This is a genomic window from Paramagnetospirillum kuznetsovii (assembly GCF_003284725.1).
GTDB lineage: Bacteria > Pseudomonadota > Alphaproteobacteria > Rhodospirillales > Magnetospirillaceae > Phaeospirillum > Phaeospirillum kuznetsovii.
In genome coordinates this window covers 60,017-83,001 of the sequence record NZ_PGTO01000004.1, presented here as the reverse complement: position 1 = coordinate 83,001, position 22,985 = coordinate 60,017, and the positions used below count along the sequence as shown (strand labels likewise).

Below are 22,985 nucleotides of genomic sequence, written 5' to 3'. Positions count from 1 at the left end.
AAAAGCGGGCGAGACGCCCGCGCCCCCGGTTTGGAGCGCGGGCATCCTGCCCGCATCATTTCGCCGCCAGACCATCCAATATGGGGCAATCCGGGTGATCGTCGCCGCAGCAGCGGTTGGTGAGGTCCAGCAGGGTGCGGCGGATGCTTTCCAGCTCGGCGATCTTGGTCTCGATGGCCGTCACGTGCTTGAGCGCCACCGCCTTGACGTCGGCCGAGGCCCGCGAGCGGTCGCGCCACAATTCCAGCAGCGTCCCCACCTCATCGACCGAAAAGCCCAGTGAACGGGCGCGCTGGATGAAGCGCAGGGTTTCCACCTCGTTGGCGCTATAGGCGCGGTAACCCGACGCGGTGCGCCCGGCCGCCGGAATCAGGCCGATGCCCTCGTAATAGCGGATGGTCTTGGCCGAAACGCCCGAACGCCGGGCCGCCTCGCCGATATTCATCTCATCCTCCAACGCCGCAGCAGCAGCGAATTGGACACCACCGAGACCGAGGACATGGCCATGGCCGCCCCGGCGATCACCGGAGTGAGCAGGCCCAGGGCGGCGGCGGGAATGGCGATGACGTTATAGCCGAAGGCCCAGAACAGGTTCTGGCGGATCTTGGCGGTGGTCGCCCGCGACAGCGACAGCGCCTCGGCCAGCAGCGACGGATCGCCGCGCACCAGGGTGATGCCTGCCGCCTGCATGGCCACATCGGAGCCTGTCCCCATGGCCACGCCGATATCCGCCGCCGCCAGGGCGGGGGCATCGTTGACGCCGTCGCCCACCATGGCGACCACGCCGCCGCGCTTCAGCTTTTCCACCTCGGCCGCCTTGTCCTCGGGCAGCACCTCGGCCACCACGCGGGTGATCCCCACCGAATCGGCTACGGCGCGGGCGGCCCGCGCGTTGTCGCCGGTCAGCATCACCGTCTCGACCCCCAACGCCGTCAAGGCGGTGACCGCCTTGACGGCGGAAGGCTTGACCGGATCGGCGACGGCGATGAAGCCCAGAAGCTTCCCCGAATCCGCCACCCACATGACGGTGCGGCCGATAGCCTCGTCGGCGTCGGAGGACAGCGCCGAAAGATCGATCCCCCTCTCATTCATCAGGCGGCGGCTGCCGATCAGCAAGGCGCGGCCCGCCACCATGGCCGAGAACCCCCGTCCCGGCAGCGACTGGAACGCGCTTACCGCCACCCGTTCCCCGACCGGCACGGCGGCCAACACGGCGCGGGCCAGGGGATGTTCGCTGCCCTGCTGGGCCGAGGCGGCAAGGCTCAGCAAACCCGCCCCATCGCCGTCCAGCGCGGTGACATTGGCCACCGCCGGACGGCCCTCGGTGAGGGTGCCGGTCTTGTCGAACACCACCACCGTGACCTGATGGGCGCGTTCCAGCGCCTCGGCGTCCTTGATCAGGATGCCGTGCCGCGCCGCCACGCCGGTTCCCACCATGATGCCGGTGGGGGTGGCGAGGCCCAGGGCGCAGGGACAGGCGATGACCAGAACCGAGACGGCGGCGACGAAGGCGGTCTGCAAATCGCCGCCCATCAGCCACCAGCCGAGGAAACAGGCCAGTGCGATGGCGGCCACCACCGGCACGAACACCGCCGAGACGCGGTCCACCAGTTGCTGGACCGGCGCCTTGCTGGCCTGGGCGCCCTGGACCATGCGGATGATGCGGCTGATGGTGGATTCCTTGCCCACCCGCGTGGCCTCGACCCGCAGCAGACCGTCGCCGTTGACGGCGCCCGCCACCACCGAATCGCCCGGCTCCTTGGTCACGGGAAGGCTTTCGCCGGTGATCAGGCTTTCGTCCATCTGGCTTTGGCCGTCCAGCACCCGGCCGTCCACCGCCACGATCTCGCCCGGCCGCACCACCACCACCTCGCCCACCGCCACCAGGGCGGCGGGAACCTCGATGATGGCGCCGTCGCGCTCGACGCGGGCGATGTCGGGGCGCAGCCGCATCAGGGCGCGGATGGCGCCCGCGGCCGAGCGCTTGGCGCGGCTTTCCAGGGTCTTGCCCAGCAGCACCAGGGTGATGACCACGGCGGCGCCCTCGAAATAGAGATTGCCGTGATGGGCGTCGCCCGCGACCACATGCCACGCCGACAGGCCGAAAGCGGCCGAGGTTCCCAGCACCACCAGCACGTCCATATTGCCGATGCCGCCCTTCAACGAGGTCCAGGCTCCGGCGTAGAACCGGCCGCCGATCCAGAATTGCACCGGCACCGCCAGCAGCAATTGGATCCAGGCGGGGATCATCCAGTGAATCCCGGCGAGATCGAGCCCCATCTGCCCCACCAGCGGCAGGGTCAGCGCCGCCGAGATGCCCAGGGCGATCAATTGACGGCGGGACTCGGCGGCATAGTCGGCCTCGGCACGGTCCAGATCCTCGTCGCCCGACTGGGACAGATCGGCCTGGAATCCCGCCTTGACGATGGCGTCCACCAGCCGTTCCGGCGTCGCCAGGGCAGGATCGAAGCGGATATCGGCACGCTCGGCCGCCAGACTGACCAGGGCCTGCTCGACACCGTCGATCTTGCCCAAAACCCGTTCCAGCCGGGTGGAACAGGCGGCGCAGGTCATGCCCCGGACGGGAAGCGATAGGCTGGCGGGCGGCGCCTGATGGGTCACGGCAAGTCCCTTTCCTTCAATGAACGAGTCTATCATTCACCTTCCCGTGACTGGAAGGTCAAGGGGAACCGTCTTGCCGCCCTGTTGGAATGCCGGTATCAATGGCCAGCACACCATCACCTTGCCGCGAGGGGCCATGAGCCGGATTCTGATCGTCGAAGACACCAAGCTGATGCGCGATTCGCTGGTGGATGTGCTGGAAGCGGCCGGACACCTGGCGGTGACCGCCGACAATGGTGCCCTTGCCGTCGAAATGGTCGAAGGCGGCGCCAGTTTCGACGTGATCGTCACCGATATCATCATGCCGGAAATGGACGGCATCCAGACCATCCTGGAATTGCAGACCATGCTGCCCGCCGCCCGCATCATCGCCATTTCCGGCGGCAGCGCCCGGCTGGAAAAGACCCAGGGACTGGAAACCGCCCAGCGGCTCGGCGCCGTCGCGGTGCTGGAAAAGCCCTTCGAGGTGGATGCCTTCCTGGCCGCCGTCGAAGCGGCCCTCAAGGGCTAAAGTCCGTCAGAGTTTGGTGGAATCGGTTTTTCTGTTCGTCACCCTCGGGCTTGACCCGAGGGTCCATGGACGGCCAGGACTGTCCCATGGCCGCCGCCGCCGATTCACCACCAAGGCACCAAGGACACCAAGAGAGCGGAGCAAGCGGCCAGCCCTTTCTCTTTCGTCATGGCCGGGGGGTGTCTCGAGCATCCTCGCGGTTCCTCTTCAACGTCTTATGAAGCAATACGGCGTGGATGCCCGAAACGCGTCCGGGCAAGACGAAGAGCAAGAAACCGCGTCGGCCTCTTGGTGTCCTTGGTGCCTTGGTGGTGATTCCTTATTCGAGTCCCATGCCGAAGGCAAGCCGCTGAAATACTGACAGACTCTAGTAGACGGTCCCTGCCCGGCCTTCGTCGATGGTTCGCCGCACATAGGCCCAGTAGCTCCGCGCCACCACCTCGTCGGTGGGCGAGGCGTCGGTGGCGAAGCAGTTCCAAGCCTCTCCGTTCTCGAACGCTCCCGGCGCCTCCATGCGGGCGGTAACCCGATCCTCCTCCGGTACCGGCGCCGCTTCCGCCGGACGGGTCACCTCTGGGAATCCCAATTGGGCGCTGTCGCCGCCATGGGCGAAGATCCAGTCGCACAAGGACCGGGACCAGGCAATGAACTCGTCGCGATCCTGCGCCGAGGCGAATTCCAACACCTGCTTGGCATAGGCGTAGGTCAGGGCGGCATAAGCGCGGCCGTCGGAGCGCTGGGAATGGGTGGCGAAACGCTCCAGCACCGCCGCCTTGGACAGATGGCGGTCGCCTTCGCGGGCGAAGCCCCTGGCCCCCTCGGAATCATAGAAGCGCACCTTCAACTGCCCGTCCGATCCCGGCACCACCGCCGTCAGGGCGTGGCCCACATGGGACGACAATTCGGTGAGGAAGGCGTCGATGGCCTCGCGGCCCACCGGTCGCTCCAGCACCACATAAACGTAAATGGGCGGCAGATCGGTGACGCTGTGCTCGCAGCCCTTGACCATGTCGGTGACGGCAGTCTCGGGGATGTCGTCACCGGCTGCGTATAGCTCGCCATCGGGAAAGCCCAGATAGGCCCCGACGATGGTGCCGACGCCATCGTCCACATAGGCGTATTCCACCAGGCGGAACGGCGCCAATTCGCGCCAGATGGCGGTGGCGGCCGGATTGGCCGGCGCGCGGGTTTCTCCTTCCGCCGCCTGTTCGACCAGAAGGGTCAGGAAGGCTTCCACCGCGCGGGTGGTGTCGATCCGAATGCGAATGACGTCGTCCATCGGCTCTTGCGACATTCTGCCCCCCTCGATAGCGGCCGGAGTGTAGCACGATTGCCGCTTCGAAAAAGCCTTGGCCGCAAGGGGGCGCCAGCCTTCTCGGTTGACAGGATCATGGTGGTGAGTAGGTTTCAAGAGACCGGGACATGCAGGAAGGGCGGATGGAGTATTTTCTCCAGCAATTGATCAACGGCCTGACGCTGGGCGCGATCTATGGACTGATCGCCCTTGGTTACACCATGGTCTACAGCATTCTCGGCATGATCAATTTCGCCCATGGCACCATCTATATGCTGGGCGCCTTCATTTCGCTGATCGCGTTCCTGGCCGCCACCACCATCGGCGGCGCCTCGGTGGTGGTGGCCCTGCTGGTGGCGCTGTTCTCCACCATGGGGTTCACCGCCCTGTGGGGCTGGACGGTGGAGCGGATCGCCTATCGGCCCTTGCGCGCCGCCCCCCGGCTGGCACCCTTGATCTCGGCCATCGGCGTGTCCATCGTCTTGCAGAACTTCACCGCCCAGGCTCAGGGCGCGCGGGTCAAGCCGCTGCCCCCGGTGATCCAGGGCGGATTCACCCTGATGGAGGGCGACGGCTTCACCGTCAATCTGAGCTGGATGCAGATCATCGTCATGGTCATGACCCTGGCCTTGATGGCGGGGTTCACCTGGATGATCACCAAGACCTCGCTGGGCCGCGCCCAGCGCGCCACCGAGCAGGACATGAAGATGGCCGCGCTGTTGGGAATCGACGTGGACCGGGTGATCTCCACGACCTTCGTCATCGGCGCCGCCCTGGCCGGTGTCGCCGGGCTGATGGTGACGCTGTATTACGGCGTCATCGACTTCTATATCGGCTTCCTGGCGGGCATCAAGGCCTTCACCGCCGCCGTGCTGGGTGGTATCGGCTCGTTGCCCGGCGCCATGCTGGGCGGCTTGCTGATCGGGCTGATCGAGGCCTTCTGGTCGGGCTATTTTTCCATCGAGTACAAGGATGTCGCCACCTTCGGCATCCTGATCATGGTTCTGGTGTTCCGCCCCACCGGCCTGCTGGGGCGGCCGGATGTGGAGAAGATCTGAGATGGGCGGCCTGCTCCGCGATTGCGCGCTGGCCGCCTTCGTCGCCGCCGCCATGGCGCTGCCCATGTTGGGCTTTCGGCTGGTGGACAGCGCCAACGGCTTGTCGCTGGCCGGGCGGTTCGATCTGGTGGCGTGGTCGGCGGGGCTGGTTTTCGCCGGACGGTTAGCGCTTGGACTGCTGCCCTCGCTCCCCGCTCTCCCCGCCCTGCCCGCCCGCCTGGGCAATCTTCGCTTCGGGGCCGGATGGGCCATGGCCGCCTTCGCGGTGGCGCTGCCCTTCCTGCCCTTCGCCGACCGCAATCTGGTGGACAAGGCCACCCTGGTCCTCATCTACGTCATGCTGGGCTGGGGCCTGAACATCGTGGTCGGACTGGCCGGATTGCTGGATCTGGGCTTCGTCGCCTTCTACGCCGTCGGGGCCTATTCCTACGCCCTGCTGTCCCAGACCTTCGGGCTGTCCTTCTGGGTCTGCCTGCCGCTGGCCGGCGTGATGGCCGCCTGTTTCGGGCTGGTCCTGGGCTTTCCGGTGCTGCGCCTGCGCGGCGACTATATCGCCATCGTCACCATGGGACTGGGTGAGATCATCCGCGTCATCTTGCAGAACTGGCAGGACGTCACCGGCGGCCCCAACGGCATTTCCGGCATCGAGCGTCCGTCCCTGTTCGGCCTGTCCTTCAAGGCGGTGCCGCCCGACGGCCAGACCGGCTTCGCCGAATTCTTCGGCATGGACTATTCCGCCGACCACCGGGTGATCTTCCTGTATTTCCTGATCCTGGCCCTGGCGCTGATCACCAATCTATTCACGCTGCGCATCCGCCGCCTGCCGGTGGGCCGCGCCTGGGAAGCGCTGCGGGAAGACGAGATCGCCTGCCGGAGCCTCGGCATCAACCCCACCACCGTCAAGCTGTCGGCCTTCGCCCTGGGGGCCATGTTCGCCGGATTCGCCGGATCGTTCTTCGCCACTCGCCAGGGCTTCATCAGCCCGGAAAGCTTCACCTTCATCGAATCGGCGGTGATCCTGGCCATCGTGGTGCTGGGCGGCATGGGCAGCCAGATCGGCATCGTGCTGGCCGCCCTGCTGCTGGTGGGCCTGCCCGAATGGTTCCGCGAGTTGCAGCAATACCGCATGCTGGCCTTTGGCGGCGCCATGGTGCTGATCATGCTGTGGAAGCCCGCCGGGCTGCTATCCCAACGCCAGCCCACCATCCGGCTGGGAGGCGCCAAGTGAGCGTGCCTCTCCTCGCCATCCAACACGTCACCATGCGGTTCGGCGGCCTGTTCGCCGTCAACGACCTGTCCTTCGAGGCGCAAGCAGGCGCGATCACGGCGGTGATCGGCCCCAACGGCGCCGGTAAGACCACCTTGTTCAACTGCATCACCGGATTCTACAAGCCGCAGGTGGGGCGCATGGCGCTGAGCCATGGCGGCGGCACTTTTTTGTTGGAACGCCTGGACGACCACGCCATCACCCGCCGCGCCGGGGTGGCCCGGACATTTCAGAACATCCGCCTGTTCGCCAAGATGAGCGTGCTGGAAAACCTGATCGTCGCCCAGCATACCGAGCTGATGCGGGCCTCGGTGTTCTCGTTGGCCGGGCTGCTGGGCCTTAGCCGCTATCGCCATGCCGAGGCGCGGGCGGTGGACAGGGCGCGCCATTGGCTGGACCGGGTCGGGCTGACCCAATTCGCCGACGAGGAAGCGGGCAGCCTGCCTTACGGCCATCAACGCCGCTTGGAAATCGCGCGGGCCATGTGCTGCGGCCCCCGGCTGCTGTGCCTGGACGAACCGGCGGCGGGGCTCAACCCCCGCGAATCCGCCGAGTTGAACATTCTGCTGCGCTCCATCCGCGATACCGACGGCATCGGCCTGCTGCTGATCGAGCACGACATGAGCGTGGTGATGGAAATCTCAGACCGGGTGGTGGTGCTGGACTACGGCAAGAAGATCGCCGACGGAACCCCCGCCCAGGTGAAAAGCGATCCGGCGGTGATCCGCGCCTATCTGGGCGAGCCCGAGGATGCCGAACTGCCGCCGGAGGTGGCGTCATGCTGAGGATCGAGGGGCTGAAATCCGGCTATGGCCGCATCCAGGCGCTGCACGGCGTTGATATCGAGGTTGGGCAAGGCGAGATCGTCGCCCTGGTGGGCGCCAATGGCGCGGGCAAGACCACCCTGCTGATGACCCTCTGCGGCAATCCCCGCGCCAGCGAGGGCCGGGTGCTGCTGGCGGGTGAGGACATCACCGCCCTGCCCACCCATCAGATCATCCGGCGCGGCCTCGCCCATAGCCCCGAGGGTCGCCACATTTTTCCACGCATGAGCGTCTACGAGAACCTGCAGATGGGCGCCGCCGTCTCCGATCCCCGCCATTTCGACCAGGATCTGGAACGGGTGCTGGCGCTGTTTCCCCGCCTGAAGGAGCGCCTGGACCAGCGCGGCGGCACCCTGTCGGGCGGCGAGCAGCAGATGCTGGCCATCGGCCGCGCCCTCATGAGCCGCCCCAAGCTTCTGCTGCTGGACGAGCCCTCGCTGGGCCTCGCCCCCCTGGTGGTGCGCCATATCTTCGAGATCATCGCCGCCATCAGCCGCGACCAGGGCGTCACCATCTTCCTGGTGGAGCAGAACGCCTTCCATGCCCTGAAGCTGGCCCATCGCGGCTATGTGCTGGTCAACGGCAAGGTGGCCCTGTCGGGCAGCGGCACGGACCTGCTGGCCAACCCGGAAATCCGCGCCCACTATCTGGATGGAGGTGCCTCGTGATCACTTCCATCCCGGTCTTCGTCGGCCTGACCCTGATCCTGTTCGGCGGCTGCGCCTTCATGACCGGCCAAGCCCTGGCCGCCACCTGGCGCCCCTGGGTCCAGGCGGTCCCCTACGCATTGCTGCTGGGGGCGGGCGACCGCTTCCTGCAATTCGCCCTGTTCCAGGGAGAGCTGCTGTCGCTGCCCGGCTTCGTGCTGGACGGCGGTGTCCTGACTTTGGTGGCGCTGCTGTCCTACCGCTTCACCCGCGCCCGCCGCATGGCGGAACAATACCCCTGGCTCTACGAGCGCAACGGCCCGTTCGGCTGGCGGGAGTTGGGAAAGGAATAGAAAAGGGGGCGGGCAAGATGCCCACGCTCCCAATCCCACTCGGAGCGCGGGCGTCCCGCCCGCATAAGAAACCGCTCTCAGGCCTTGGCCAGTGCCTGGGCGACCACCATGCGCACCCAGGCGGCGCGCGACAGACCCAGCGCCTCGGCACGGGCATCCACCTGGGGAATCTGGTCATCCTCGAAGCGGATGATGACCGCCTCCTTGTTCTTCTTGTCCTTCTTCTTGCCCTTCTTCTTGTCCTTCTTCACCTTCTTGGCGGGCTTTTCCGCCTTCACCGCCGGAGCAGCGGCGGGGACCGCTGGCTTGGCCGCCTTGGGCGCCTTGGGAGCGGCGGCGGGCTTGGCGGGCTTGGTGGGCTTTTGAGGCTTGGCCGCCTTGGCGGGGGCGACAGACTCGGCGGGAGCCGCGACAGCCTCGGGCTTGGCGGCTTTGGGTTCGGTCGTCATGAACGTGATCTCCTGAAAACGCGGGCACTGAATTACAGCGTCAAGCTATATCGAAGCGATATCGCTTTTCAAATGACCGTTTTATGACGCCGCCAGCGCCCCCATTCGGGGTGGCGTAAGCCGCCAGCCCTGCTAAACTGGACCCAATGTCATCCAATCCTCGGGAGGAGTGCCCCATGACCAGGACCACTTTCTCGGCGCTGGCCGTCGCTTGCGCCGTGCTGTTCAGCGCCCAGGCGGCACGTGCCGACATCACCATCGGCGTCGCCGGGCCGCTTTCAGGCAGCGAGGCGGCGTTCGGCGAGCAGTTCCGCCGCGGCGCCGTCAAGGCGGTGGACGACATCAACGCCAAGGGCGGCGTGCTGGGCCAGAAGCTGGTGCTCGCCATGGGCGACGACGCTTGCGATCCCAAGCAGGCCGTGGCGGTGGCCAACGAGATGGCGTCCAAGAAGGTGCCCTTCGTGGCCGGACACTTCTGCTCGGGCTCCTCCATCCCCGCCTCCGACGTCTATTCGGAAACCGGCATCTTGCAGATTTCGCCCGCCTCGACCAATCCCAAATTCACCGAGCGGGGCCTGGGCAACGTCTTCCGCACTTGCGGCCGCGACGACCAGCAAGGCCAGATCGCCGCCCAATACATGGCCACCGAGCTGAAGGGCAAGGTGATCGGCATCGTTCACGACAAGTCGGCCTACGGCAAGGGACTGGCCGACCAGACCAAGGACGCGCTGAACAAGCTGGGCGTCAAGGAAGCGGTCTACGAGGCCATCACCGCCGGGGAAAAGGATTACTCCGCCCTGGTGACCAAGTTGAAGCAAGCCAAGGTCGACGTGCTTTATCTGGGCGGCTACAAGACCGAAGGCGGCCTGATCGTGCGCCAGATGCGCGACCAGGGCCTGAAGACCGTGCTGATGGGCGGTGACGCCCTGGTGACCGAGGAATACTGGTCCATCACGGGCGCCGCCGGTGAAGGCACCTTGATGACCTTCAGCCCCGATCCGCGCAAGAACCCCGCCAATGCCGATCTGGTGAAGTTCTACCGCGCCCAGAACTACGAGCCCGAGGCCTATACGCTCTACACCTACGGCACCATCCAGGCTTGGGCCCAGGCCGCCGAAAAGGCCAAGACCACCGATGCCAAGAAGGTCGCCGCCGTATTGAAATCCGAGAAGTTCGACACCGCCCTGGGCAAGATCGGCTTCGACGCCAAGGGTGACGTCGCCGCGCCGGGCTATGTCATGTATGTCTGGAAGAACGGCAAATACGATTACGCGAAATAATCATGGGCGGCACGGGCCAAGGGGGTCAGTGCCGCCGCCTTTACCTTCAGGGGAGAGTGTGAATATGCCTTTGACCGAATGCATCGACGCCTGCGAAAACGCCCATCGCATCTGTACCGAGACCGTCATTCACGGCCTTCAGCATGGCGGTCACACCGCCGAATGGGAACTGGTCCAGCTGCTGCTCGACTGCGCCGACATCAACGAAACCGCCGCCGATTTCATGCTGCGTTCCTCGCGGCTGCATCATCTCACCTGTCAGGTGGCGGCCGAAGTCAGCGACAAATGCGCCAGCGCCTGCGAGCGGCTGTCCAAGGAGGATGTCCGTCTCAAGGAATGCGCCGAGGCCTGCCGCCGCGCCGCCACCGCCTGCCGCAAGACCATCAAGAACTGATGCCCGGCGAGCAGTCCTGCCTCGACCGAGAGTGAGGGTGTCGCCCGACCGCACCCAATGGCCCGCCGTCTTGATGGCGGTGGGCGCTGGGGTCTTCGCCGCCTTCCAGGTGGGCAAGGCCCCCGTCGCGCTCCCCTTTATCCGCGCGGAAATGGGCCTGGACTTGCCCACCGCCGCCTGGGTCTTGTCCATCTTCGCGTTGATGGGCGCCTCGGTGGGCAGCGCCATGGGCACGCTGGTAACCCGGATCGGTTCGCGCCGACTGCTGCCCATGGGCCTTGGCGTGCTGGCGGTGGCCAGCCTGGCGGGGGGCCTGGCCCCCAGCTTCTCCTTGCTGCTGATCTCGCGGGTGGCCGAGGGAATCGGCTTCATGCTGGTCACCATCTCGGCCCCGGCCCTGATCACCTTGCTGACCCTGCCCGCCCAACGCCAGATGGCCTTCGGCCTGTGGGGGGCCTTCATGCCATTCGGCATGGCGGTTTCCATGGCCGCCGCCCCCGGCTTGCCCTGGCTGGGATGGCGGGGGCTGTGGCTGGCCATGGCCGCTTTGCTGGCGGCCTATGCCCTGTGGGTCCACCGTTCCATGCCGCGTCCGCAACGGCCGCCGCAATCTCCCGGCAGCCATCTCCTGGCCGACATCGGCGCCACGGTGAAGGCGCCGGGGCCGCTGCTGCTGGCGCTGGCCTTCATCCCCTATTCCGCCACCTATGCCGCCCTGACCGGATTCCTGCCCACCCTGCTGATGGAGCGCATGGGAGTCAGTGCGGGCGAGGCCGGTCTGATGGCCGCCTTGGCCGCCGCCGCCAACATCATCGGCAACCTGGCGTCCGGTCCCTTGCTGCGAACCGGGGTGAGCCGACGCAGGGCCATGGCCGGGGCTTTTCTGGTCATGCTGCTGGGATGCGCGGGCATCTTCCAATCCTGGATGCCGCCCCTGGCCGCCTATGGCCTGTGCCTGCTGGTGACCGGAACCGCCGGACTGCTGCCCAGTTGCATCCTGGGGGCGGCCTCGGTCTATGCCCCCAGCATCAATCTGGTGCCGGTGGCGCTGGGCCTGTTCATGCAGGGAAGCAATCTGGGCCAGTTGCTGGGCCCGGTGGTGGTGGGCGCCGCCGTGGCCGCATGGGGTTGGGGCGCCGCCTCGGCCATCCTGGTTCCGGCGGGGCTGGCCGGAATGGGACTGGCGCTGTCCTTGCGCCGGGCGGGCAAGGAAACGTAAAGTATTCATGGTCCCTCAATCGCCGGGCGGGATTCTCCGAATCCCTTGGCTTTCGCCGCACGAGCGGCGCCGGCCCTTGGCCGCAACTCCTCGCCAATGAATATGTCATTGGCTCCTCGGTGTCGTATCAACCATGCCCCTCAACCCAGCCCTTCTCGACCAGCTTTCCGCCATCTTCGGCGACCGATTGTCCACCTCGGCGGCGGTGCGCGAACATCACGGCAAGGACGAGTCCCATTTTCCGCCCTGCCCGCCGGACGCCGTCGTCTTCGCGCTGTCCACCGCCGAGGTCGCCGCCGCCGTCAAGGCCTGCGCCCAGCACCAAACGCCGGTCATCGCGTTTGGCACCGGCACCTCGCTGGAAGGCCATGTGGCGGCGCTGAGGGGCGGCGTCTGCGTCGATGTGGCCGGTATGAACGCCGTTCTTGGCGTGCGGCCCCAGGACATGGACGTCACCATCCAGCCCGGCGTCACCCGCAAGCAGTTGAACGAATATCTGCGCGACAGCGGCCTGTTCTTTCCCATCGATCCCGGCGCCGACGCTTCCCTAGGTGGCATGGCGGCCACAAGGGCGTCGGGAACCAACGCGGTGCGCTACGGCACCATGCGCGACAACGTGCTGTCCTTGGAAGTGGTGCTGCCCGACGGCCGCGTCATCCGCACCGCAAGCCGCGCCCGCAAGTCGTCGGCGGGCTATGACCTGACCCGACTGTTCGTGGGATCGGAAGGCACCCTGGGCATCATCACCGAATTGACGCTGCGGCTGCAGGGCATTCCCGAGGCGGTATCGGCGGCGGTCTGCCCCTTCCCCTCGGTGGAGGCAGCCATGCAGACCGTCATCCTGACCATCCAGTCCGGCATTCCGGTGGCGCGCATCGAATTCCTCGACGAGGTCATGGCGGACGCGGTCAATCGCTATTCCAAGACGGACCACGCGGTGGCCCCAACCCTGTTCTTCGAATTCCACGGCAGCGCGGCCGGGGTGCGCGAGCAGGCGGAAAAGGTCCAGGCCATCGCCGCCGACTTCGGCGCGCCCGACTTCCGGTGGGCCACCAGCGCCGAGGAGCGGACCCGGTTATGGGCGGCCCGCCACAACGCCTATTACGCCGGGATCGCGCTCAAGCCCGGCTGCCGCGCCTGGACCACCGATGCCTGCGTTCCCATTTCCCGGCTGGCGGACTGCCTGATGGAAACCAGGGCCGATCTTGCCCGTTGCTCGCTGACCTCGGCCATCGTCGGCCATGTGGGCGACGGCAATTTCCATGTCATGCTGCTGGTGGACCCGAAGCGTCCCGAGGATTCCGCCGAGGCCGAAGCGGTCAACCGCCGCATCGTGCGGCGCGCCCTGGCCATGGACGGCACCTGCACCGGCGAACACGGAATCGGTCACGGCAAGATGGAGTTCCTGGACGAGGAGTTCGGCGACGGTCTCGACGTCATGCGGCGCATCAAGGCCGCCATCGATCCCCAGGGCATCATGAATCCGGGAAAGATCGTATCCTAGGCCGCCAAGCCGGGATACAGCAGCTCGACCATGAAATGGGCGATGGCCGGAGATTCCGAAGGCATGGCCGCCATCAGGACCGCCTCGGCGGCGTCGCGCTGATCCCGGCCGTCGAGGCCTGCGCGCTGGGCGCTTTCGACCACATGGGTCACCAGATCAATCAAAATTGGGCTCATGGGATCCCCTCCCCTATGGCCGACAAAACCGTCCGATCATCATCGTCCGAACCCAAAGCAACAAGCCAACGCCGAATATGGAGGATTTGTGACGCCGCATGACAGGGTCAGGCGACGGCCCCCATATCCTCCACGAAGGGATAGAGCTGTTCGACGATCAGACCGGCGATGGAAGGAGACAGGGAAGGCATCATGTTCAGCAGAACCGAGACGGCGGCATCCTGCTGCTGGCCACCGGCCAGCCCCTGTCGCCGGGCATTGACCACCGCTTGCTTGATGATTTCAATCAGGGACGGATCCATGAGCAGCACCCCAAAACGCAACCATACAACATCCTTACTGCTGTTATTCTGCTCCGGGGCGGCTTGATTTACCAAACGCGTTGGGAAAGAAGTTGTGACACCATGTTGCGATAGCAAAACCAAGGTTATAGTCACATTCCCTTGATCATGCCGTTTGGGTGGGAATTCGGCACGGCCGGGCCTGCACTTTTTCATTTTTTCGCGACCGCCTCGTGGCTAGAATTGCGGCCAGACGTCTAGGAGACCGATTCCATGTCCAAGGCCTTGCTGATCGCCGCGGCTTTGCTTGCCGCAACCGCCGCGGATGCCATGGCGGAAACCCTGATCACCGCCGCCGAGGCCGCGCTGCCCGCCGCCAGCGGCATCACCATGCGTGGCGTCACCCGTGGTCCGGGCGTCAAGCTGATCAATCCGTCCGAGGTGAAGTCTCCCTTCAATCTGAAGGTCGCGTTCGAACCCCATGGCGGCGCCAAGATCGAGCCCAGCTCGGTCAAGGTGGTCTATCTGAAGTCCCCGACGGTTGACATCACCGACCGTGTCAAACCCTTCGTCACCGCCGACGGCATCGATATGGGCAAGGCGGAGGTTCCGGCGGGGCAGCATTCCATCCGGGTCGACGTCAAGGACAGCGACGGCCGCGCAGGCAGCGCCACCCTTCAACTCACCGTGAAATAGCGCCTACTCCCAAAGCTTGCGCATGCCCGAGATGATGGATCCCGCGCCGGTCACCACCGGCACCAGGGTGCCGATGGTGACGGCCAGGGTCTGAATGCGCTTTTCCAATTGCTGCCGATTTTCGTTCTCGGGGGCCGTCAGCTTGGCGAGGTCGCGGGCCAGCCGCTTCACCATGGTATCGGTGGCGGCGGCCGATCGACGTGACTGCAAGACGCTGGCGATCAGGCCGCCGGTGAGATAGCTGAGCCACATGCTGACGCCGTATTCGATCACTTCGCGCCATTCGCGCCGATCCTGGGGCATGATGGGCTGGTCGTCGATCAGACCGGTGATGGACATCATCCCCAGCACGGAAACCCCGCCGATCACCAGGCCGAGAACGGCCGGAACCGCCACCTTGTGGCCGCCGCGAATCGGCATGAACAGGGCAAAGGCCAGGGGCACGAGCAGGGAAGCCGCCCGGATGACCCAGAACTTCATGTCGAAGACGATCACCACCAGCCAATGAGTCATCAGCAGGGCCAGGATGGGAACCGCGATGGCGGCGACCACCGCCGCCATTCCCGAGGCCGGAGCCGACGCCTTTGCCTCGGCTACGACGATTGGCGCATCGCCCCCCCCTCCTTCGGTGGCGGAGCGCGCCGATGGCTGGGCTTCCAACACAGCCACCCTGGCCGCCAACTCGGATTGGAGCACGCCCGCGGCTTCCAGCGCCTCGACGCGGGCCGCCATGGCCTTCAGCTGATCCAGCACCGGGCGCACGATGCTGAGGTCGCGGCGGCAATGCTTGCATACCACCGCTTCATCCCGGATCTCCTCGGCGCAGAACGGGCAATTCATCAATCTTGCACTCCCGGTATAGTGGTTTACCGTAACTGGCCTCTTCCAGACACTAATGCAGTTGTGCCCCTGCCAGGAAAACAATAAAGGTAATGTAGCAAGAGACGCACGAGGAAATCTTGACGGTCAAAACGACGACGCGGAAGGGCAATAAGCAGCCGTTGGCGGGAAATATTCCGCCCGCGCCGACGACCGGCCTTTGCCTGGACATGCTCGACGATATCGTCGGCTACCGGCTGCGCCGCGCCCAGGTGCTGGTCTATCAGGACTATGTGCGCACCGTGGGCTCCCTGGATATCCGCCCCGCCCAATTCGCCGCCATGACCATCATCGGCGCCAATCCGGGTCTCAGCCAGACGACGCTGGCCACCACCATGGGGATCGACCGTTCCGGCGCCGTGATCCTGATCGACGCCCTTGAGGGCAAGGGTCTCGCCGCCCGCGTCCCCTCCAAGGTGGACCGGCGCACCTACGCCATCATGCTGACCGACAAGGGCGCGACCACCTTGGCCGAACTGAAGCGGATGGTGGCCGAACACGACAACCGCGTCACCGCCTGCCTCGGCCCCGAGGAACGGGTTCAGCTCAACAGCCTGCTGCTGCGGCTGTATCAGGGCTGACTCCCAGTTTGTTGTTGCGCACAACAATTTAAGCAAATAACATCTCGTGGTGATCCGAGGAGATGCACCATGAGCACTCAATCCTATGCGCTGCTGAGCGTCGAGATGCGCGGCGCCGTCGCCGTCGTCGGCCTGAACCGGCCCGAGAAGCGCAACGCCATCAACGACCCGCTGATCGACGAGATCTGTGCCTTCTTCGCGTCGCCGCCCAAGGATGCCCGCGTCGTGGTGCTGCATGGCCATGGGCCGCATTTCTCGGCCGGTCTTGATCTGGCCGAGCATCGCGACCGCGAGGCTTTCGAGGTCATGATGCATTCGCAGAAATGGCATCGCACCTTTCACCACGTCCAGATGGGCGGTCTGCCGGTGGTCTCCGCCTTGAAGGGCGCCGTGGTCGGCGGCGGCCTGGAACTGGCCACCTCCACCCATGTGCGGGTGGCCGAGCCCTCCACCTTCTACGCCCTGCCGGAAGGCCAGCGCGGCATCTTCGTCGGCGGCGGTGGCTCGGTACGCATCGCCCGGATCATCGGCGCCGGTCGCATGGCCGAGATGATGCTGACCGGCCACGCCTATAACGCCCAGGAAGGCCAGGGCATGGGGCTGTCGCACCATCTGGTGGGCGAAGGCGAGGCCCTGCCCAAGGCCGTCGAACTGGCCGAGCGCATCGCGGCCAACGCGCCCTTGACCAATTACGCCATCATCAACGCCCTGCCCCGCATCGCCGACATGTCGCAAGGCGACGGCCTGTTCGCCGAATCGCTGATGGCAGCCATGACCCAGACCAGCCCCGAGGCCAAGAACCGCATGCGCGCCTTCCTGGAAGGCAAGGCGGCCAAGGCGGGTAGCTGATCCCCTTTTCATCCTCCCGGATGAAACACTGGAGACCTGAACGCCGACGCGTCAGGTCTCCTCTTTTTTCTAATCTGTTTCGTCACCCCCGCGAAGGCGGGGGTCCATGACGGCGTCCTGCGGAGCTTTGGCCGTTCGCCATCGTGCCGCCAGAAGGATGGATTCCCGCTTTCGCTGGAATGACGACTGATATCGGCTATTTCAGACGTCCCAGACTGACGGGCAAGGCGCGTCCCGCGAAGTAGCGGGCCACCAGCGCCTGGGTTCCCGCCCGGCCGAGCTTGACGGCGGCGGCCCAGGGCTGCCATTGCCATTGCAGGCCGATGCGGGCGCCAAGGTCCATGTCCTCGGGCGTGGCCACCTTCTCGTCCAGGGCCTCCAGCATGGCGGTCAGCACCGCCCCTTGCAGGCGGTCGGTAATGGTACGAGCCAATTCGGGTTCGACCGTGGCCGGTATCTCGGCATTCCACGGCCCGCCCGCCTCGCCTTTGATCACCAGTGACGGCGCGGGCTGATAGAACGCCCCCATCACCGCCAGGGTGCGGCAGGCATGCAGCGCGATCACCGGCTTGGAGATATCCATCAGCTTGAACGGACCGACGGCGGTTCCGAACGCATCCATGACCGCACGGTCCATGTCGCCCGGCGCCATTCCTTCGTCCAGCAGGCGCGCCGCCTCGTTGAGATAGGGCACGAAATAGCGGTTCACCGCGAAACCATAGGCATCCTTGCAGCGGATGGCTTGCTTGCCGGTGGCCGTGGCGAAGGCGGAAGCAGTATCCATCACCGCGTCCGAGGTGGCGGCGCCGCGAACGATCTCCAACAGCGGGTTGATGGCGGCGGGAAAGAAATAATGCAGCCCCAGGAACCGTTCCGGATTGGTCACCGCCTTGGCCAGATCGTCCACCTTCAACGAACTGGTATTGGTCGCCATCAAAGCGGTTGGCGCCAGCAGGCCCGACAGAGCCGAGAACAGGGCGCTCTTGGCTTCGAAGTTCTCGATGATGGCCTCGATCACCAGGGCGCAAGGCGCGAGATCGGCCAAGTCGCTGGACGGTGTAAGCCGCGCCAAGGCGGCCTCGGCATCCGGTGCAGTCATCTTGCCTTTCTCGACGGAACGCCCCAGCGAGGACTTGATCTGGGCCATGGCCCGGTCCACCACCGCCGGGTCGCGGTCGTTGAGAATCACCTCAAAACCGCTGACGGCGGCGCCTTGGGCGATGGCGGCCCCCATGGTGCCAGCCCCCACCAACCCGATCTTTTGGTTTTTGCTCATCGCGCCTCTCCCGGACAAAACACAGCGTCAGCCTATCATGGGCATTTTGTTGCGCACCGCAACAGTTTTTATGCAAAACAATACCCCTTGACGAATTGCATTTCGCGGATCAGGATCATCTCCAACAAGTCGCCAAAGAGCGACCTCCGGAGGTTATTCACCTGTCATAAGGGGACGTCCAATGTCTGACAACGCCATCAATCCGTCTGCTCTCACGCGTCGCCAATTCACCGCCACCGCGGCGGTGGGCGCCGTTGCCGCTTCCGTCGGCCTGCCCGCCCGCTCGGCGCGCGCCGCGACGCCCTTGAAGCTGGGCGTGCTGTTGCCCCGTTCCGGCCATCTGGCCCTGATCGGCCAGGCCTGTCAGCGTGGCGCCGAGATCGGCCTGCCCATGCTGAAGGATCTGGGCTATTCGGTCGAGTTGATGAACGCCGACACCGAATCCAATCCCGATGTTGGCCGCACCCAGGCGGAAAAGCTGATCCGCGAAGGCGCCAACATGCTGATGGGCTGCTTCGATTCGGCGACCACCCTGGCGGTGGCGGGCGTGGCCGAGCAGAAAGGCGTTCCCTTCGTGGTCAATATCGGCGCCGAGCCCAAGATCACCGAGCAGGGCTTCAAATACGTCTTCCGCAACTTCCCCTCGGCCGGCATGCTGGGCAAGGGTGGACTGCTGCTCTACAAGGACATGTTCGCCGCCAGCGGCGTCACGCCCAAGACCGCCGTGCTGCTGCACATCAACGACAGCTTCGGCATGGGCATGCTGGGCGGCATCAACGCCCTGATGCCCAAGCTGGACCTGCCCTTCACCATCGTCGAGACCATCGCCTACGACCCCAAGGCGCGCGACCTGTCCATCGAGGTGGCCAAGGCCAAGGCGGCCAAGGCCGATTTCGTCATGACGGTGACGCGGCTCAACGACGCCATCCTGCTGGTGCGCGAAATGGTCAAGCAGCAGATGGATACCATGGGCATCACCTCGCCCGGCAGCCCCGGCATGTACGACAAGCAGTTCCTGAAGGCGCTGGGCAAATACGCCGACTTCTGCTCGGTCAACATTCCCTGGTTCGACCCCAAGCAGGACATGGCCACGGCGCTCAGCAAGACCTTCGAGAAGGCCTTCCCCGACGAAAGCTGCGATCTCAACGTGGGCTTCACCTTCGAGGCGGTCCTCATCGCCGCCGACGCCCACAAGCGGGCCGGCAGCAATGATCCCCAGGTTCTCACCGAGGCGCTCCGGGCCACCAATATCGAAAAGCGCGTCATGCTGGGCGGGCCGATCAAGTTCGAGGCCAACGGCCAGAACATGAACCTGCGCTCCGCCGTGGTCCAGAACCTCAACGGAAGGCCGACCGTGGTGCTTCCCGCGGAATCCGCCGAGGCAAAGCTGGTCTTCCCGGCACCGGCCTTCAAAAGCCGCACCTGACGCCGTCAATACCGCACAGGCCGGGAGTCCTCCATGGACGCGAGCTTTTTCATGAACGTAACCAGCGCCGGTCTTCTGACCGGCCTGGTCTACGGTCTGATGGCCTTGGGGCTGTCGGTCATTTTCGGTGTCATGCGCGTGGTCAACTTCGCCCATGGCGACATGATGGTGGTGGCCATGTACGCCGCCTTCCTGATGTTCACCAAACTGGGCGTCGAACCGGTGATGGCGCTGCCGGTGGTGGCGGGTGGTCTTTTCGTCCTCGGCTACCTCCTGCAGCGCTTCCTCATCAACCGGTTCCTGGGCGTGACGGAACACATCCAGTTCCTGCTGCTGCTCTCCATCGCCATCATCATCACCAATGCCATGCTGATGGTGTTTGGCCCCGATGCCCGCAACATTCAACTGGAAGCCAGTTTCGAAAGCTATTCCGTCGGCCCGCTGATCCTGGACAAGGTGCGCGTCATCGCCGCCTTCACCGCAGGCGGCGTCGCCGCCCTGCTCTGGGCCTTCTTCCGCTACACCACCACCGGCACCGCCATCCGCGCCTGCGCCGACAATCCCATCGGCGCCCGCGTGGTGGGATTGAACGTGGAGCAGCTTTACGCCATCACCTTCGGCATCGGCACCGCCTGCGTGGGCGCCGCCGGTTGCCTTTTGCTGCTGCTGGTGGACGTGCATCCGCACCTGTCGTCCGACTACACCCTGCTGGGCTTCATCATCGTCATCCTGGGCGGATTGGGCAGCCTGGGCGGCGCTTTGCTGGGCGGTATCCTGGTGGGGCTGTCGGAAGCCCTGTCGGGCGCCCTGATCGCACCCAGCCTGAAAAGCATGTTCAGCTTCGGATTGCTGATCCTGGTCTTGTTGCTGCGGCCCCAGGGCATCTTGGGGAAGAAGCCATGATCGGAAGTCTGAACTTTTCCGATCAGAGCACCCGGCTGCTGCTCGGCCTGCTGATTCTTCTGATGCTGGCGCCGCTGATGGCCGGCGACTACATGCTGTCCATCATGATCACCGTTCTGTTGCAGGCCTATCTGGGCATGTCGTGGAACGTGATGATGGGCTTCGCCGGTCAGTTCTCGCTGGGCCACGCCCTCTATGTGGGGTTGGGCGCCTATGCCAGCGGCGCCCTGTTCGTGCATTTCGGGACTCCCCCCTGGCTGGGGGCGGTCGCCGGAATGGGCGTTTCGGTCGCCTTCGCCTCCATGATCGGCGCGCTGGGGTTCCGCTTCAAGGTCATGGGAGTCTATTTCGCCCTGTTGACCATCGCCTTCGCCGAATTCACCCGCGTCCTGTTCGACCATTGGGGCTGGGTGGGCGCGTCGTCCGGCCTGTTCCTGCCGGTGTCCAACCGGAGCCACGACGACATCTGGCTGCTGCGCGGCTCGGCCTCCATGTTCTATTACGTCATCCTGGCCATGGTGGCGGGCGGGTTCCTGTTCTCGCGCGCCCTGCTGCGCCGTCGCATCGGCTTTTACTGGCAGGCCATCCGCGAGAACGAGGACGCCGCCGACGCGCTGGGCATCGACGTCTTCCGCCTCAAGATGATCGCCGTGATCATCTCGGCCGCCATGACCAGCCTGGGCGGCATGTTCATCGCCTTCTTCAACAACAACCTCTACCCGGAAAGCATCTTCTCCATGCATCGCTCCATCGAGCTGATCCTGGGGACCATCATCGGCGGCATCGGCACCCTGTTCGGGCCGATCCTCGGCGCCGTGGTGCTGACCGCCCTGGGCGAGGGGCTGACCATCCTGGGCGAGAAGATCGGCATCGACGGCATCAAGCAGATCGCCTATGGCGCCTGCATGATGGCGATCCTGATCCTGAAGCCGGGCGGACTGTGGCCGTGGCTGCGCCACCGGCTGGGATTGGACGGAGGCGCCAAATGACCGCGCCCATGCTGTCCGTCGATAATCTGGGCAAAAGCTTTCGCGGCCTGCGCGCCGTCAACGCGGTGACCTTCCAGGTGGCCCGGGGCGATATCGTCGCCCTGATCGGCCCCAACGGCGCGGGCAAGACCACCACCTTCAACCTGATCGCCGGAGCCCTGCCCCCCAGCGACGGCCGCGTCCTGCTGGACGGCCACGATGTCACCGGCATGGGACAGGCGGCGATCTGCCGCCAGGGCGTCGGCCGCACCTTCCAGATCGTCAAGCCCTTCGCCGGGCTGACGGTGGAGGAGAACGTCATGGTCGGCGCCCTGCGCCATGACGGCGGCCATGTGGAGAAGGCCCGCGCCGCCTCGCGCAAGATTCTCGACCTGCTGGAACTGGGCGACAAGGCGACCCATCCGGCCCAATCCCTGACCCTGCCCGACCGCAAGCGTCTCGAAGTGGCCCGCGCCCTGGCGACCCGGCCCAAGCTGTTGCTGCTGGACGAGGTGATGGCGGGACTGCGGCCGGTGGAATGCGACCGCATGGTCGCCATTCTCCAAGGGCTCAACAAGGAATCCGGCCTGACCATCTTGCTGATCGAGCACGTCATGCGGGCCGTCATGGCGCTGTCGGACCATGTGGTGGTGCTGCATCACGGCGAGAAGATCGCCGAAGGCACCCCCGCCGAGGTCACCAGCCATCCCAAGGTGCTGGAATGCTATCTGGGCGAGGAGCACGTGTGATGCTGGAGATCAGCGGCCTCGACCTGTTCTATGGCGACGCCCAGGCCCTGGCCGGGGTCTCGCTCGACGTGGCCGAGCACGAAGTCGTCGCCATCGTCGGCGCCAATGGCGCGGGCAAGACCTCGCTGATCCGCGCCATCGCGGGCATGGCCAAGCCCGGCGCCGGAAAGATCATGTTCGAGGGCAAGGACATCACCGGCCTGTCATCCAACCGCATCTGCGATTTGGGCATCGCCCAGGTGGCCGAGGGCCGCCAGATCTTCCCGACGCTGAGCGTGCTGGAAAACCTGGAGATGGGGGCCGTGATCCCGCGTGCCCGGGCCAAGCGCAAGGAAACGCTGGAACGCTGCTTCCAACTGTTCCCCAAGCTGAAGTCCCGTCTGGACCAGTCGGCGGGCACCTTGTCGGGCGGCGAGCAGCAGATGCTGGCCATCGGCCGCTGCCTGATGGGCCAGCCACGCCTGATGATGTTCGACGAGCCGTCGCTGGGCCTCGCCCCCGCCGTGGTGAGCGAAATGTTCAAGATCATCCGCGACCTGCATGCCGAGGGCATGACCGTGATCCTGGTCGAGCAGAACGTCTCGACCTCTTTGAAACTGGCCGATCGCGGCTATGTCCTGGAAAACGGCGGCATCGTGCTGTCGGGAACCGGGACGGCGCTGCTCAATGATGCCGGGGTGCGTCAGGCTTATCTGGGACTGTGAGGCGAGCATGAGCGGAGACTGCCATCATCCTATCGTCACCCCCGCGAAGGCGGGGGTCCATGGCGGGACCAGCAC

The 22,985-nt window shown here is 65.4% G+C and carries 26 protein-coding genes; 18 read left to right on the top strand and 8 right to left on the bottom strand.

The features are described from left to right. Window positions 1–55 precede the first annotated feature (55 nt). Window positions 56–445 carry a Cu(I)-responsive transcriptional regulator gene (cueR, locus tag CU669_RS07055; RefSeq protein ID WP_112143141.1) on the bottom strand — a complete coding sequence of 130 codons (390 nt, stop codon included), beginning with the start codon at window positions 443–445 and terminating at the stop codon, window positions 56–58. Then, window positions 442–2,658: a heavy metal translocating P-type ATPase gene (locus CU669_RS07050; protein WP_112143139.1), complete on the bottom strand. Its 2,217-nt coding sequence runs from the start codon at window positions 2,656–2,658 to the stop codon at window positions 442–444. The genes cueR and CU669_RS07050 overlap by 4 nt, the downstream gene beginning before the upstream one ends. Before the next feature lie 37 nt (window positions 2,659–2,695). On the opposite strand from CU669_RS07050, the gene CU669_RS07045 reads away from it, so the two are divergent. Continuing rightward, entirely contained in the window at window positions 2,696–3,133 is a 438-nt protein-coding gene (locus tag CU669_RS07045) for a response regulator transcription factor (RefSeq protein WP_161539604.1), read from the top strand. 367 nt (window positions 3,134–3,500) lie between these two features. Here CU669_RS07045 and CU669_RS07040 read toward each other — a convergent pair whose 3' ends face one another. Beyond that, window positions 3,501–4,427, bottom strand: coding sequence for a hypothetical protein (locus tag CU669_RS07040; protein WP_146747692.1), 927 nt, complete (start codon window positions 4,425–4,427; stop codon window positions 3,501–3,503). 143 nt (window positions 4,428–4,570) lie between these two features. Here CU669_RS07040 and CU669_RS07035 point away from each other — a divergent pair, with 143 nt between their 5' ends. From CU669_RS07035 to CU669_RS07015, 5 genes are read left to right on the top strand one after another with little or no spacing between them, the layout of a single operon-like run. Further along, window positions 4,571–5,485 (top strand): ABC transporter permease subunit, encoded by a 915-nt coding sequence (locus CU669_RS07035; protein WP_112143616.1) that lies wholly within the window; start codon window positions 4,571–4,573, stop codon window positions 5,483–5,485. A 1-nt stretch (window position 5,486) separates the two neighbouring features. Further along, window positions 5,487–6,713 carry a high-affinity branched-chain amino acid ABC transporter permease LivM gene (gene livM, locus CU669_RS07030; protein ID WP_112143133.1) on the top strand — a complete coding sequence of 409 codons (1,227 nt, stop codon included), beginning with the start codon at window positions 5,487–5,489 and terminating at the stop codon, window positions 6,711–6,713. Window positions 6,714–6,745: 32 nt separating this feature from the next. Next, window positions 6,746–7,537 carry an ABC transporter ATP-binding protein gene (locus tag CU669_RS07025; protein ID WP_112143618.1) on the top strand — a complete coding sequence of 264 codons (792 nt, stop codon included), beginning with the start codon at window positions 6,746–6,748 and terminating at the stop codon, window positions 7,535–7,537. Beyond that, window positions 7,531–8,244, top strand: a complete 714-nt coding sequence (locus CU669_RS07020; protein WP_112143131.1) for an ABC transporter ATP-binding protein — start codon at window positions 7,531–7,533, stop codon at window positions 8,242–8,244. Before CU669_RS07025 ends, CU669_RS07020 begins: the two co-directional genes overlap by 7 nt. Beyond that, window positions 8,241–8,576 carry a DUF6867 family protein gene (locus CU669_RS07015; RefSeq protein WP_112143129.1) on the top strand — a complete coding sequence of 112 codons (336 nt, stop codon included), beginning with the start codon at window positions 8,241–8,243 and terminating at the stop codon, window positions 8,574–8,576. The genes CU669_RS07020 and CU669_RS07015 overlap by 4 nt, the downstream gene beginning before the upstream one ends. A 77-nt stretch (window positions 8,577–8,653) precedes the next feature. On the opposite strand, the gene CU669_RS07010 is transcribed toward CU669_RS07015, so the two are convergent. Next, window positions 8,654–9,025, bottom strand: coding sequence for a hypothetical protein (locus tag CU669_RS07010; RefSeq protein ID WP_161539603.1), 372 nt, complete (start codon window positions 9,023–9,025; stop codon window positions 8,654–8,656). A 176-nt stretch (window positions 9,026–9,201) separates the two neighbouring features. Here CU669_RS07010 and CU669_RS07005 point away from each other — a divergent pair, with 176 nt between their 5' ends. The 4 genes from CU669_RS07005 to CU669_RS06990 all read left to right on the top strand — a co-directional run bounded on the left by CU669_RS07005 (window position 9,202) and on the right by CU669_RS06990 (window position 13,422). Then, window positions 9,202–10,305, top strand: a complete 1,104-nt coding sequence (locus tag CU669_RS07005; protein ID WP_112143127.1) for a branched-chain amino acid ABC transporter substrate-binding protein — start codon at window positions 9,202–9,204, stop codon at window positions 10,303–10,305. 64 nt (window positions 10,306–10,369) lie between these two features. After that, window positions 10,370–10,699, top strand: coding sequence for a four-helix bundle copper-binding protein (locus CU669_RS07000; protein WP_112143126.1), 330 nt, complete (start codon window positions 10,370–10,372; stop codon window positions 10,697–10,699). A 37-nt stretch (window positions 10,700–10,736) separates the two neighbouring features. Next, window positions 10,737–11,918 (top strand): MFS transporter, encoded by a 1,182-nt coding sequence (locus CU669_RS06995; RefSeq protein WP_112143124.1) that lies wholly within the window; start codon window positions 10,737–10,739, stop codon window positions 11,916–11,918. 133 nt (window positions 11,919–12,051) lie between these two features. Next, the gene (locus tag CU669_RS06990) at window positions 12,052–13,422 is read left to right on the top strand and encodes an FAD-binding oxidoreductase (RefSeq protein WP_112143122.1); all 1,371 of its coding nucleotides are present in this window, start codon (window positions 12,052–12,054) and stop codon (window positions 13,420–13,422) included. Here CU669_RS06990 and CU669_RS21055 read toward each other — a convergent pair. Together CU669_RS21055 and CU669_RS06985 are read right to left on the bottom strand one after the other, a co-directional pair. Further along, window positions 13,419–13,598, bottom strand: coding sequence for a hypothetical protein (locus CU669_RS21055; protein WP_146747690.1), 180 nt, complete (start codon window positions 13,596–13,598; stop codon window positions 13,419–13,421). The genes CU669_RS06990 and CU669_RS21055 overlap by 4 nt on opposite strands. A gap of 107 nt (window positions 13,599–13,705) precedes the next feature. Next, window positions 13,706–13,900 carry a hypothetical protein gene (locus CU669_RS06985; RefSeq protein ID WP_112143120.1) on the bottom strand — a complete coding sequence of 65 codons (195 nt, stop codon included), beginning with the start codon at window positions 13,898–13,900 and terminating at the stop codon, window positions 13,706–13,708. A gap of 252 nt (window positions 13,901–14,152) precedes the next feature. Here CU669_RS06985 and CU669_RS06980 point away from each other — a divergent pair, with 252 nt between their 5' ends. Beyond that, a complete protein-coding gene (locus CU669_RS06980) occupies window positions 14,153–14,575 on the top strand; it encodes a hypothetical protein (protein WP_112143118.1) in 423 nt (140 codons plus the stop codon). Window positions 14,576–14,578: 3 nt separating this feature from the next. On the opposite strand, the gene CU669_RS06975 is transcribed toward CU669_RS06980, so the two are convergent. Then, on the bottom strand, window positions 14,579–15,418 hold the full coding sequence (locus CU669_RS06975; protein WP_146747689.1) for a hypothetical protein: 840 nt from the start codon (window positions 15,416–15,418) through the stop codon (window positions 14,579–14,581). Between the two features lie 116 nt (window positions 15,419–15,534). Here CU669_RS06975 and CU669_RS06970 point away from each other — a divergent pair, with 116 nt between their 5' ends. Both CU669_RS06970 and CU669_RS06965 read left to right on the top strand, forming a co-directional pair. Next, on the top strand, window positions 15,535–16,035 hold the full coding sequence (locus tag CU669_RS06970) for a MarR family winged helix-turn-helix transcriptional regulator (RefSeq protein ID WP_146747688.1): 501 nt from the start codon (window positions 15,535–15,537) through the stop codon (window positions 16,033–16,035). A gap of 69 nt (window positions 16,036–16,104) precedes the next feature. After that, window positions 16,105–16,884: a crotonase/enoyl-CoA hydratase family protein gene (locus tag CU669_RS06965; protein ID WP_112143112.1), complete on the top strand. Its 780-nt coding sequence runs from the start codon at window positions 16,105–16,107 to the stop codon at window positions 16,882–16,884. A 196-nt stretch (window positions 16,885–17,080) separates the two neighbouring features. Here the strand turns inward: CU669_RS06965 and CU669_RS06960 are convergent, their stop codons facing one another. Continuing rightward, window positions 17,081–18,160: a 3-hydroxyacyl-CoA dehydrogenase family protein gene (locus CU669_RS06960; protein WP_112143111.1), complete on the bottom strand. Its 1,080-nt coding sequence runs from the start codon at window positions 18,158–18,160 to the stop codon at window positions 17,081–17,083. Window positions 18,161–18,341: 181 nt separating this feature from the next. Here CU669_RS06960 and CU669_RS06955 point away from each other — a divergent pair, with 181 nt between their 5' ends. Genes CU669_RS06955 through CU669_RS06935 form a run of 5 tightly spaced genes read left to right on the top strand, consistent with a single transcriptional unit; the run spans window position 18,342 to window position 22,910 of the window. Continuing rightward, window positions 18,342–19,586: an ABC transporter substrate-binding protein gene (locus tag CU669_RS06955; RefSeq protein ID WP_112143110.1), complete on the top strand. Its 1,245-nt coding sequence runs from the start codon at window positions 18,342–18,344 to the stop codon at window positions 19,584–19,586. A gap of 33 nt (window positions 19,587–19,619) precedes the next feature. Then, window positions 19,620–20,489 (top strand): branched-chain amino acid ABC transporter permease, encoded by an 870-nt coding sequence (locus tag CU669_RS06950; protein ID WP_112143109.1) that lies wholly within the window; start codon window positions 19,620–19,622, stop codon window positions 20,487–20,489. Further along, window positions 20,486–21,478 carry a branched-chain amino acid ABC transporter permease gene (locus CU669_RS06945; RefSeq protein ID WP_112143108.1) on the top strand — a complete coding sequence of 331 codons (993 nt, stop codon included), beginning with the start codon at window positions 20,486–20,488 and terminating at the stop codon, window positions 21,476–21,478. Before CU669_RS06950 ends, CU669_RS06945 begins: the two co-directional genes overlap by 4 nt. Next, the gene (locus tag CU669_RS06940) at window positions 21,475–22,206 is read left to right on the top strand and encodes an ABC transporter ATP-binding protein (RefSeq protein ID WP_192884590.1); all 732 of its coding nucleotides are present in this window, start codon (window positions 21,475–21,477) and stop codon (window positions 22,204–22,206) included. The genes CU669_RS06945 and CU669_RS06940 overlap by 4 nt, the downstream gene beginning before the upstream one ends. After that, window positions 22,206–22,910, top strand: a complete 705-nt coding sequence (locus CU669_RS06935) for an ABC transporter ATP-binding protein (RefSeq protein ID WP_112143107.1) — start codon at window positions 22,206–22,208, stop codon at window positions 22,908–22,910. The genes CU669_RS06940 and CU669_RS06935 overlap by 1 nt, the downstream gene beginning before the upstream one ends. Window positions 22,911–22,985 lie beyond the last annotated feature (75 nt).